The 11,853-nt window shown below is 30.8% G+C and carries 15 protein-coding genes; 12 read left to right on the top strand and 3 right to left on the bottom strand.

All coding sequences use genetic code 11. The features are described 5' to 3' along the window. Positions 1-300 precede the first annotated feature (300 nt). From CD152_RS06285 to CD152_RS11850, 8 genes are all read left to right on the top strand, one after another. Entirely contained in the window at positions 301-549 is a 249-nt protein-coding gene (locus tag CD152_RS06285; RefSeq protein WP_041636573.1) for a hypothetical protein, read from the top strand. 63 nt (positions 550-612) lie between these two features. Beyond that, positions 613-843 (top strand): hypothetical protein, encoded by a 231-nt coding sequence (locus CD152_RS06280; RefSeq protein WP_041636574.1) that lies wholly within the window; start codon positions 613-615, stop codon positions 841-843. 85 nt (positions 844-928) lie between these two features. Then, positions 929-1,735, top strand: a complete 807-nt coding sequence (locus tag CD152_RS06275) for a ParA family protein (protein ID WP_103214531.1) — start codon at positions 929-931, stop codon at positions 1,733-1,735. A gap of 1 nt (position 1,736) precedes the next feature. Continuing rightward, the gene (locus CD152_RS06270; RefSeq protein ID WP_012655896.1) at positions 1,737-2,039 is read left to right on the top strand and encodes a hypothetical protein; all 303 of its coding nucleotides are present in this window, start codon (positions 1,737-1,739) and stop codon (positions 2,037-2,039) included. A gap of 521 nt (positions 2,040-2,560) precedes the next feature. After that, a complete protein-coding gene (locus CD152_RS06265; protein WP_232237543.1) occupies positions 2,561-4,030 on the top strand; it encodes a primase C-terminal domain-containing protein in 1,470 nt (489 codons plus the stop codon). Positions 4,031-4,334: 304 nt separating this feature from the next. Continuing rightward, positions 4,335-4,817 (top strand): hypothetical protein, encoded by a 483-nt coding sequence (locus CD152_RS06260; RefSeq protein WP_103214529.1) that lies wholly within the window; start codon positions 4,335-4,337, stop codon positions 4,815-4,817. 565 nt (positions 4,818-5,382) lie between these two features. Continuing rightward, on the top strand, positions 5,383-5,718 hold the full coding sequence (locus CD152_RS06255) for a hypothetical protein (protein ID WP_103214528.1): 336 nt from the start codon (positions 5,383-5,385) through the stop codon (positions 5,716-5,718). Positions 5,719-6,159: 441 nt separating this feature from the next. Continuing rightward, on the top strand, positions 6,160-6,315 hold the full coding sequence (locus CD152_RS11850) for a hypothetical protein (protein ID WP_169926168.1): 156 nt from the start codon (positions 6,160-6,162) through the stop codon (positions 6,313-6,315). On the opposite strand, the gene CD152_RS06250 is transcribed toward CD152_RS11850, so the two are convergent. After that, complete coding sequence (locus CD152_RS06250) at positions 6,304-6,600, bottom strand: hypothetical protein (RefSeq protein WP_103214527.1); 297 nt, start codon at positions 6,598-6,600, stop codon at positions 6,304-6,306. The two genes, CD152_RS11850 and CD152_RS06250, sit on opposite strands and share 12 nt — an antisense overlap. Before the next feature lie 415 nt (positions 6,601-7,015). On the opposite strand from CD152_RS06250, the gene CD152_RS06245 reads away from it, so the two are divergent. The 3 genes from CD152_RS06245 to CD152_RS06235 all read left to right on the top strand — a co-directional run bounded on the left by CD152_RS06245 (position 7,016) and on the right by CD152_RS06235 (position 8,533). After that, a complete protein-coding gene (locus CD152_RS06245; protein ID WP_103214526.1) occupies positions 7,016-7,273 on the top strand; it encodes a hypothetical protein in 258 nt (85 codons plus the stop codon). 25 nt (positions 7,274-7,298) lie between these two features. Continuing rightward, entirely contained in the window at positions 7,299-8,222 is a 924-nt protein-coding gene (locus CD152_RS06240; protein ID WP_103214525.1) for a hypothetical protein, read from the top strand. A gap of 62 nt (positions 8,223-8,284) precedes the next feature. Continuing rightward, positions 8,285-8,533: a hypothetical protein gene (locus CD152_RS06235; protein WP_103214524.1), complete on the top strand. Its 249-nt coding sequence runs from the start codon at positions 8,285-8,287 to the stop codon at positions 8,531-8,533. On the opposite strand, the gene CD152_RS06230 is transcribed toward CD152_RS06235, so the two are convergent. After that, a complete protein-coding gene (locus CD152_RS06230) occupies positions 8,530-8,931 on the bottom strand; it encodes a hypothetical protein (protein WP_103214523.1) in 402 nt (133 codons plus the stop codon). The genes CD152_RS06235 and CD152_RS06230 overlap by 4 nt on opposite strands. Then, positions 8,931-9,089, bottom strand: a complete 159-nt coding sequence (locus CD152_RS11845; RefSeq protein ID WP_169926167.1) for a hypothetical protein — start codon at positions 9,087-9,089, stop codon at positions 8,931-8,933. Before CD152_RS11845 ends, CD152_RS06230 begins: the two co-directional genes overlap by 1 nt. Before the next feature lie 209 nt (positions 9,090-9,298). Between CD152_RS11845 and CD152_RS06225 the strand changes: the two genes are divergently transcribed. Next, entirely contained in the window at positions 9,299-11,833 is a 2,535-nt protein-coding gene (locus CD152_RS06225; protein WP_103214522.1) for an isopeptide-forming domain-containing fimbrial protein, read from the top strand. Positions 11,834-11,853: the final 20 nt, after the last annotated feature.

Below are 11,853 nucleotides of genomic sequence, written 5' to 3'. Positions count from 1 at the left end.
ACTCCTTATGTTTTCTTTGGTCGGAAATACATATTGAGTTTAGCACAGAAGGCTTTTTTAGTTGTCTAGCTTAATTTTACAATCGACGTTTATATAATTTTTTAGTTTTCAGACTAACAATAAAGTTTCACTATCAGCTGAAGCTGATGTTCAACTAGCCTAATGATGCAAGGAATCACTACGTTCAACAAGTTGCCCTTGCATCATCAGTACCTTACTGTTATTTCTGAACTATAAAAATTAATAACATAAATATATAAATGCACAAGTTCGTGTATTTGAAAAAAGGAGCGTACCATAATGACAAAAATTAGTTTAAAAAATTTGAGAAAAGAGATACCCCAAGAGATGATTCCAGGAAATTTTGTAAGAGGGAAAGAAATCGTGTTCACTTATCTGATAGTTAGTGAAGTTGAAGGTGAATACTATGTATATACTTATGAGAAAGGACAAGGATATACGCATAAATCATGTACACCTCCGTTTGAAACATTGAAAGACGCTTTAGTTGAATATCAGATGAAGGAGCTTCAGCTTAAAGGATGGTAGTGTATTGTTATGCAGTAAATAATATAGATAGATATCCCTTATCTATTGAATGGATGTGAAAAAATGAGATTAATGTTTTTTGGAATAATGATGGTTCTAAGTATATTAGCATTTATAACGATTGGTCCTTCAGGTGTTCTAGGTATATTAATAATAGGTGTGATGTTTATATTATTGCCAGGTGTCGTCATAGCTGCATTAAGATTGATATGGTTATTGTTTTCAGGATGCTTAGTGTGGATCGTAGTATTTATTATATTCATTATACTTTTACGCATATTCATGATGTTTTAAAATATGTTTTATGTTTAATATATTATGTTTTATATTTTATGCTTTATGCTATAATAAAATCAAGTAACTATAAGGAGTGATAGTATTGGGTAAAGTAATTAGCATCAATAACTTTAAAGGTGGTGTCAGTAAGACTTCAACAGCATGTTTACTCGCTTATGTCTTATCTGAAAAAAGAAATAAAAAAGTATTAGTCGTTGATTTTGATCCCCAGGCAGATGCAACAGAACTTCTACTTAGAACATTCAGAAAAGATATGTTAGAGGATGTTGCTGGTTTAGAGAAATTATCTATTTATAAAGGTATCACTGAAACAAATAGAAAAGCAATCACTATTAAATTGAGTGATAATATGGATCTGATTCCAGCAGATTTTAACCTAGTAGGCTTACCATATCATTTAATTCAGCTAGATAGCTATCAGAAGGTAAAAATTCTAGATGAATTTTTAAAAGGTGTTAGAAAAGAGTATGATTTAATCATTATCGATACACCACCAACAATTTCAGATTTTAGCAATAATGCTATATACGCATGTGACTATTCATTAATTGTGATGCAGACACACAGAAGATCGTTCAGAGCAGTTGATAAGTTTGCAGAACACTTAGTAAAGTTTAGAGATGCTTATAAAAATAAATTTGAAATTCTAGGAATTGTACCTGTTATGTTCTCAAAGCAGACGAAAACAGATATGACGACATTAGAAGATGCGACTGCTACATATAAGGAACACGTTTTTGAACATATCATCAAACATATGGAACGCGTGAAGTACTGGGATGAATATGGCATTACTGAAGAAGATCATTGGGATAGAAAGACGATTCAAGAATATGAGAATCTTACAGACGAATTCTTAGAACGTTTAGAAAAAATGGAGGCGAAGTAATATGAGTTTATTAGATGATTTAAAGAATAATAAGGAACATTTAAGAGAAAATCCACTTGCGAATAGAGAAATGCAGATAAAAAAGATTGCAGCTACTTCTATAAAAGTAACTGGAGATACACATGCAAAACTTACGGCACTAGATCAAATCTATGTAGATATGAATAAAGCAGAGCTTGTAGATTTCGCATTATCGAAGCTTGCAGACAAGTTAAAAGGTGAAGACAAGGAAACATACGAAAAAGTTTATGAAAACAGCATAGACCAGAAGATAGATTTAGCTCGTAGAAAAGGCTTATTCTAGGGGGTTTCAAAGAATATAAACATAAAATATTATTTATGTTTTATGTTTTATGCTAATAAAAATTAACGTTTTACAACGCTTGTATATTTGTGTATTCTAAATATAAGCAATATAACAACTTCATATCGATTGAAACAATTTTCTTCTTATAGCTTCTTGGGCCTGGGAATCCAGGAAGAAATCTAAAGTTTGCTTGGTAACCAAACTTTAGACCATAAGAAAAAGAGAGGATTTTGGGAATCCTCTCTTTATCGAAAATTTGATCAATAGTCAGCCTGCCCAACAAACAAACGCAAACAAGCAAACCAATGGTTATTTAATATTTGTTACTTATTATTATATAATTGTTTGGGCAGACTGACAAGATGTTTGCACAAATTTTATAGGGATTAGTGTATTTTCTTTGACCTACCCTGATTTATGCTACCGTCTTTTCCTCTGGAATATTGATCATACGTTTCTTTCATGACAATATTCGAGGAAAGGATAGGTAGCTTTTTATGTATGGAGAAAAACTGAATATGCTAGAAATCTTTGAGAAGATGACGAATGGGGGACTATCTGTAAAGCGTCCTAAAGGGTCAAAGTTCGCATTCAGTGAGCCTGTTTCTGTCTTCAGACCTGGAAAAGTGATTGGTATCAATACAAAGTCAGGTCTGAAAGGTGCAAAAGGCTTAATCATCGGCTCAGTAGAGGCATTAGTAGATAATCATAAGACGTTTACTCATATTACGCCAAATGTATTTCGTTCAGCGAAATATATTGGTGATGATAAGGTAATAGGTCATAGAGAAGATAACTTAAAACAGATAAATGCATTTGTAATTGATATTGATGGGATTGATAAAAACAAGGTAAAACGTACGGATATCGTATTCAGAGGGATGGAAGCAGGTTTACAGCCAACAATCATTCTAGATACGCCTAACGGTTACCAGGTACAGTATTATCTTAAAAACCCAATCTTTATTAAAAAGAATGATAATAAAGCAGTAAAGATGGCAAAGAGAATCAGCATGAACCTCAGAGAACACTACAGACAGGTGTTTGAAGAAGTTGACATGGCATGTAATCACTTTGGATTCTTCAGATGCCCAAAAGAGGAAAATATTTTGTCATACAGCCCGAACTCAATTCATTCATTAGACCAATTTATTGAGTTCTCTATGGAGTTTGAAAAGTTAAATATCGAGAGTAGAAAATTGACTAAAGATACAGCAAAGGTCTATGATTTCGCATCTCTACGAAGCATTCATGAACCATGGTTTCACATGCTTATTAACTGTACCCACATTAAGGGGAGTAACGGACAGATCGGACGTGACAATGCAATATTTACTATGAGCCTTCAACTCTATGCTGGAAAAGTTGAAAAAGAGGAGGCTCTGTTAATGATGCAGAAATTTAACAGTAATCTTGAAGAACCATTAGACGAAAATATTGTTGTACAGAAAGTAAACAGCGCTTATTCAGGGCAATATAAAGGTGCTAAAAAGCAATTTATTGACCTATTATTGTATACTTGGTGCGAAATTACAGACAATGACAAGAACAATTACTTCTTCAGACACCATGCAAAGCCAAGAGAAGAGCGTGAAAGATCTCATTGGTATGAGTGGGAAGGGGATATGATTCGTTTTATCAATGAGAATGCGGAAAAAGGTAAGGTTGTAATGCGTCCTAAAGAGGTTATAAGTGCGTTAAACATACCAAGATCGACCTACTATGATGTCCTGAAGCTAACTAAAACAGTATTAATAAGCAAAGAAGGAAGTAAAGTTGTACTTGCAACAAAAGCATCCCTATACAACTATATTCAGACATTAATCGAACAGAATAAGAACCTGAAGGCTCAATATCGTATGTATTTAACAAAAGTGATGCCTTATTTAAACCTGCAAGAAAAAGAACAGATTATCAGACATTTTACAATCGCCAGTGATGGGTTGAAACACGATGAAATCAACGATTTAGGTGTAAAATTAGAATAAAATATATTTTGTCCGTTGTCCCTTACATAAATATATATTTATATAGACTTGTGTAGTTATATATTATGAAATATATCTAAATATATTTTCGACTTTATACGAACGTTTGTTTGTACGAACATACGTTTGTGTTTTGGGAGCATTTATGTTAATCTTGTTAATGTAAAGAAAACAGTTGTATTCCCAGTATATTCTAGTATCATAGTTACCATAAAAAACATTTTAGAATAAAATTATACATTATGCTATTCATATATATAGCTTATTTGGTATAATAGTATTATAACTGATGGAGGAAATGCCTATGAAAAAGATTGTTATTGGTGGTCTATTAGGATTGTCATTAATATTAACTGCATGTGGATCTAATCAGGAAGGTGATGCTGCATTGAAGGGTAAAACCTTTGAAGCAACACAAGGAGGAGATAATGAATATCTCTTAACTTTCAGAGATGATGGTACATTGCAGGTAAAAGAGAACGGTAACTTAGGTAGAACAGATGAAGGTGAATACAAGGTTTCTGAGGAGAAATCAAAAGATGGTTATTACCATGTTACTTTTGATAAATTAAAAGCAGGATATATAGATCAGACACCTGATGCAGGATATTGGGCTTTAGATAAAGATAATAACAATAATCTTGTTTTAAGATACGTTGATGAAGATTGTCGGAATGTAACTACAGATAATCCAGATGCTGAGTGTAAAGTTTTTATGCCTTTTAAAGAAAAAGGTACAAATGATGAATTAGATGATTCAGAAGATGTGTATTTAAAAGAAAAATAAGTTGCGTTATATAAATTAAATTTTATATAAATTTTTTAATTGTGGAAAAACTTTGGTGTATTATGTTGACTTAAAGATAAATGTAACTTATTATCGAATATAACAAAACCTGTTTTTTGACAATTAAAAAAGGGGACGGACGGATAAGTGTACCACCACTTATCTATCCTGATCACCAACAGCTACTGGAAATAGCTATTGGCTTATCCCCTCTAAATCCTGTGCTACAAATACTATAGATTACGGCTATAATATTTGTTATGCACAGTATCTCAATAATAAACTATAACTGTGTTTTATTCAATACAGTAAATCTGTATTGTATGACGTTCTGTCTACAATTATAGATTTATAAACCTTACTTCTTTCTTTACGTTGTTAATAAGAAATAGAGGGGAGGGGTTATTAGTTTATGATAAAGATGAATTTAGAGGATAGAGGACTTGCTGATAGCTGAAAATAGCTGTTGGTGGGTCCTCTTTTTTAGTTGTCAAACCAGGCAGCGTTATTCCCATACAGTCAATTAATCATTCCCAAAGTGATTAATAAAAAGGAGTTGTTGATTATGAAAACAGCAAATATTAATACAAGAAAATTTAGATTGATGTATAACTTTAATCATATTGTCGATATTACAGAATTAGAAGAAAACGGTTATATGTTCAGAACTTTTAGTAATGAGGATTATGTAAACGTTGGAAATGGTATTGTGATTAGAAGACATAGAGATAACAACAACTTTTTAAATAATACTGTAAGAATGTTACCACTCGCTGAGTTACTCAGTCAGATCAAGACAGTAAGAAATTTACAAGGTCAGATTATTTATAAGAGACCGAATCGTGACAGACATATTAGAAAAGTGAACTATGTAAAAAAAGATAGATTGAAAAATTCTTAAGAATCAATTCTAGCAGATTGATTTGTGAATACATTCAAAGTGATGTAGACACAATATAGTACTTTGACAACTAAATAACATGACTCTGTGTTCATTCTTTAACTTCTAAGGATGATGAGCTGGAAACAGCCACATAAAAGCGAAAATGCTAGTGTAGAAGAAGGTCTATAAATTGAGTTACTCATTAGGGTAACAGTTATCGTTTATCTAAAAAGCGTTCATCCTCATATTAGTTTGCCAGGATCTGAAAAGGGAGCAAATCTTGTCATTGCGATAATCGAAAGTAGCGATGTTGATATGTAAGGTTTAGAATTCAAAGCCATAAATTCTATAGAACAGACCTAACAAAGTAAAATAATTTTTATCATAATGAGACTTATAAGTGTTCACAAATCAATCTGCTAGAAAATATAAATAAAATAAAGTATGGAGATGATGTAGTTGCAAAATAATGATATTTCAGAGGATATTTTAAAGGAAATGAAGCTACAAACAGAAATATTAAAAGAAATAAAAGAAACTCAGGATTTAATAAAGTCTGAGCTTCTTAGAAAATTAGAAATGCGTAAAAATAGTCATTTGAACCTAAGGAATTGATATGCTATCAATGGAGCTCATGGAAATTGTTAAGAATGTTAAAGATTCATATGAATCTTCTGAATATCTTATTTGAACATTCGTTAGCACTAAAATATCAGAATTAACTTGATCTAAATTGATTCTATCCATAACAGTTTCAAATATATTTTCTCTTGCGGAAAAATCAGCGTTTTCTATGTCGAAATAATCACCTGTTATTAATTGTCCTCCAACATTTAATAACAATTTCAAATTTTCGTTGTGAGCTACTTTACAATAGTTTTCTACTATTTGTTTATTCATAATTACCACCTCCTTGTGATAATTATATCAATAATTCAAATAATGATTGCTTAAGGTAGTTAAATAAATTTTTAAAAAGAAAGGAATTGATAATTATGAAAGAAATGTATTTAGAAGATATATCTGAAATTAAAAATGCTGTATCAACTTTGCTAGATAGATTTTAAATGACAAAATACTAAATAATAAAAGCAATTATGATTACAGGTTGAGTTATGCATGATAATCATTATAATGCTTATATTAATCATATTCTATTTGCTGTATAAAAAATTATTGTCTTCAGGAAAAACTTTTAACATGTCGATATGAATTAGAAAGAACAATGAATATTATAGATAAAGCAGTAAAAGAGGGATTTAAAGTCAATTAATGATTTTAAATCCCTTTTTTTATTAGGAGGTGAATATATGGTATGAAACTAAATGGAGTTGTAAATATTGATTTGCAAGAACGATTCCAGAGTATACGGTCAAACAAGATGTTTACTGAAAAAATGGCTGTTAGTATGACTACATGGAATCGTTTTGAAATTGTGATGGTCTGTAGTAGAAGTAGAAAAGATATACATATCGTTGTAGATCAGATGTATAAGAGACATACGTGTCAGCGCAGCGACTATGCGAATTATTTATGGAATAAAAGTGGATTTAATAATAAGAAGAAAATATAAATAATAGAAATGGGAGGTGCAGTAAATGAATATCAATAAAGCGAAGTTCATTGATAAAAATACTACATTTTATTTTGATCCACCTTTAGAACGTAGAATGAGACAACTAAATATATCAGACAATGAAGATATTAATAAAATTATTACACTTTGTCCTCGTTTATATATCAACCATTTAACATTTGATTTGAATATAAAATCAAGATCTAGTGATTTTGAAATTAAAGTTACTTCTTTAAAAACACAAAAAGAGTATTTAAAAGCAAATAAGTTTAAGATTATTACGCCTTATCCTAATAAAAGATATTTATGTGCTGGAACATTAATTAATCGTAAAGTAAAAGAAGGTATATCATTTGTACCAGATGATGAAGATTTTTCACCATATGATGACTTTATTAATAGAATTAACTGCAAAGAATTTAATGTTATAGAAAGAAGCAAATCTTCATTATATGATAATATTTTTGTTTCTAAAAAAGATGATGATGATAGAAAGAATAGGGTTGATGATTATAATAAAGAATTAAAAGAAAAATATGAAATAGCTCGATATAAAATAACAGAGTGCTGGAAACTTAAAGGTAGATATGAACAATATGATGAATTAGTATCAAATGGGTTAGAAATTAATTATTTTATTTATGTACTTAGATATAAAAGAGAATATATACAAAATTTTATTTCCAGTAAACCTATTTTAGAAGTAGCAACAGCAAGTGATTCATATCAATCAAATGTTAAAAATACAATTTTGGGTCATGTTTATCAAGATAAACTAACAACAAGTGTAAACATATATGATGATGAAGTTATGATTCAAGAGATGATTCTAATACCAATTAATCATAATGATTTAGAGTTTTTTAATTATGAAGAACAGATATACAAGATTAATCATCGTGAACTTAGTCATAAGCTTATAAGTATGGTACCAATATTTGAATAAAAAGCCCTTAGGATAATTATTATTGATTCTAAGGGCTATTACTATTGAAAGGAGTGGTGGTATTGGAAAATATCAACGAAAAAACAAATGATGCAATAAAATATGAAAGTATCAATAGATATAATATATTAACCAGGACAGAAGAAGATAAAAATATGAAAATAGCTGTCTCGTTTGGAGAAGATAATAATTTTTGGTTTAAAAATATATCTAAAGATAAAGTGACTAAAAAAACAAGTGATTCACTAATTTTAATTGATGATGAAACACAATTATTTTACGAACTGGAAAGACCGGTTAATTTTAATTAGAAATCAAATTTAAAATCTTTCTTATCAAATATATTATCTGTAAATACAGCAGTACATCGTCTTGATTTTAAATAATTAGTAGCTGAACTACCTAATATATCTAAACATTTTGCTTCTTGTTTAGAAGACATGTTAGTTCTTCGGTGTGTTTTGTAGTAAATATAGTTATCTTTGTTTCTAACTGTAGAATTAGTTTCAGCTAATATATTTCGTTTATTACTTATATATAATTGTTCTTGTAAGATATATTCTTTTAATCGTTCATAAAAAGGGTCAAATGATCTACTATTACCAATACCTTCAATTAATAACATAGCATGGGAAAGCATATCAGGATTCCATTGTTTATTAATATAAATGTCACCATTTGAGTACTGTCTATATATAATGTCTTTCATTATTCTTGCGTCAGGCATGTTGCAAATAATCGCAAAAAAGGATTATTTTTATATGTAGAAAGGCATATTCTTATTGCATAACCATTAAAAGTAAAATCGCCCATATAATAATTTTCATCTAATTTTTCAAAGTATTTATATACATCTGTATAGAGCATAAATGTCACCACCAATTAAATATTTTATTCCATTATACCCCAATTACAAATGTAACTGTAATTGGGGTTTTATTAATAAATACGAAAGGAGTAGCTAATATGAATTCCCCGCGAGCACCAACTGAATAACTGTTTTAAGGGACATAGCCATTAGGTAACGGAAATTACTTGATGGCTTTTTTATTATTTAAATTAGAGGAGAATATAGAATGAATAAAAATTTAGTAAGCAAGAAAAACAAGACATTAAAGGTACTTCTAGCAACAGGTGTTATCGCATCACCATTATTAGTATCACATCAGGTAGATGCTGCAAGTGCGACAACTGCACCTAAGGTAGAAGTACCAGGACCTGATACAGTTGCTGACGCAAAGTACGCAGTAATTGCGAATTTTAATGAAGATTCTACATTAACTTACAATAGTGTTGCAAAGAAATACATCAAAACGTTTACTAATGCAGATGGAACGCAGGGTTCATATATTGTCAATGTACCCGACACAGCTAAAGGTAAAATTCAAGCAACATATACAAATGTGGGAGATTTTAATGGTAAAAGTTTAGATTTGATTATTACGGTAACTGATTGGACAAAAACGAAGAATGTCGCAAGTGGTCAATATTTTGGTTTTGATGATAAGTCTGTCAGCTTTAATCAGGGTGGATATGACAATGTGTCATTGAATTATCAATATGTTTACAGTGGTACAACAACACCTGCAAAAGAAGTCACTGGTGGATATATGACATTTACGGACATCGATTCTGTACAAGGATTAGGATTTCCACAGTCAACAATGGATAAGATAGGTAACATTTATGTTTCAGAGGATACATGGTTAACAACTGAGACTAAAAATGGTACTACGTGGTTTACATCACCAGATAAATTATCATCACAGAAAGATCAATTTGCGATGCTGACAATGTTATTTAACGGAGACAGCTTTGATGTAACGTTTACAAAAGATTATAGTGGATATATAGAACTCCAAGATGGTGCCAACTATAAATTAGATTATACAGCAAGCGAACATGGGAATACATATGGTTATATCAATAAGAAACCTGTTCCAACAGAGTTACTTGTACCATATAAGACAGTGTCAGATAGCGATGAGAAAGATAAGCAGACAAATGTACTCAATCAGTTAAATGAAGATTTCACTTATACAATCAGTCATACAGTGCCAGATGAGTATGAAGACTTCTATTATAAATCTTATGAAATCAAAGATGCGATTGAACCTTCAATCAGTATTAAAGATATTAAAGTATTAGATCGAAACAATAAGGACGTTACATCATGGTTTGATAATAAGACATCAGGAAACAACCTTTCTCTAGTATCGAAAGCAGATATATTATCAAAACCTGAATTCTATAACAATACTTACAAAGTTGTAGTGACTTCAAAAATCAATAATGCTGTCGATTTGTCAAAATATTATAAGGATAGTAGTTTCAATATCCCGAATACAGCATCAGTAATCAAAGATGGTAGTGAAAAGAAAACTAATGCGACATCTACAGTATTTAAACCTAAAGCAACGACGATTGATAAATCAGTCATTGAGGCAGACGGTAAACAAGTAGATCAAACGAATATCAAACGTAGTACAGACTATAAATACAATGTTGATTTAGTTGTTACAGATAATCCGATGTTGAAATCACTTGTGATATCTGATGATCTGGTAGATGAATTAAACTATATGTCAGCAAAAGTATTGGATTCTACAGGTAAAGATATTACAGCTGAGGGTACATTAACGGTTGATGAAACGAAAGAATCTGTACAGTGGAAAGCAAAAGATGCGAAAAAATATGCAGGACAGAAATTAAAGTTAGAAATTACAGCACAAGTTAAGAAAGATGCTGATTTATCTAAATACACAGATAAAGATGGAAATTTCGTGATTCCTAATACAGCTGATGTAATTGTTGATGGAACAACGACATCATCAGATAAAGTAGATGTTACTGTATTAAAAGATCCATCTAAGACAGTTGTTAAAAAGTCAGCAAGCGATGATACGTTAGAAGTAGGTCAATCATATAGTTATTCAATAGAAACAACAGTTACTGATGACAAAAATGTTAAAGAAGTTATTGTTATTGATGACCTGGAAGATGTATTAGAGGCAAAATCAGCTAAAGTATTTGATAAAGATGGTAAAGATATTACAGCTGAAGGTACATTAACGATTGATGAAGAGAAAGAAATCATCACATGGAAAGCAAAAGATGGCAGTAAGTATATCGGTCAAAAATTAACATTAGCAATTGATACATTCATCAAGAAAGATGCAGATTTAAGTAAGTATACAAGTGAAGATGGCAAAGTAGTCATTCCAAATACTGCTAAAGCAATCGTTGGAATTGATAAAGATGGAAAAGTGGTAGAAGAAGAGATTGAATCTAATAAAGTGGATGTTACGACTACACCTAAAGTAGAGGAACCGACAACAGAAGCACCGACTACTGAGGAACCGACAACAGAAGCACCAACTACTGGAGCACCAACAACAGAAACGTCTACGACAGAAAAACCTGAATCAGTAGTTGTCCCAACGACAACTGAAAAACCTTCGGTAGAAAAGATTGAAAAACCACAAACTCAAAGTATCTTACCTCATACAGGTAGTAAGTCATTAGACTTTTTACTATATGCAGGTGCAGCAATCTCCTTATTTGGAGCAGTAGGATACTTCGTGTATCGTAAAAAATTTAGCGAAGAATAATAAGAAGTAATCAAGATCAG

Origin of the sequence: Macrococcoides caseolyticum (assembly GCF_002902665.1) — a bacterium.
Taxonomy (GTDB): Bacteria; Bacillota; Bacilli; order Staphylococcales; family Staphylococcaceae; genus Macrococcoides; species Macrococcoides caseolyticum.
This window is presented reverse-complemented; position numbering and strand designations above follow the sequence as displayed.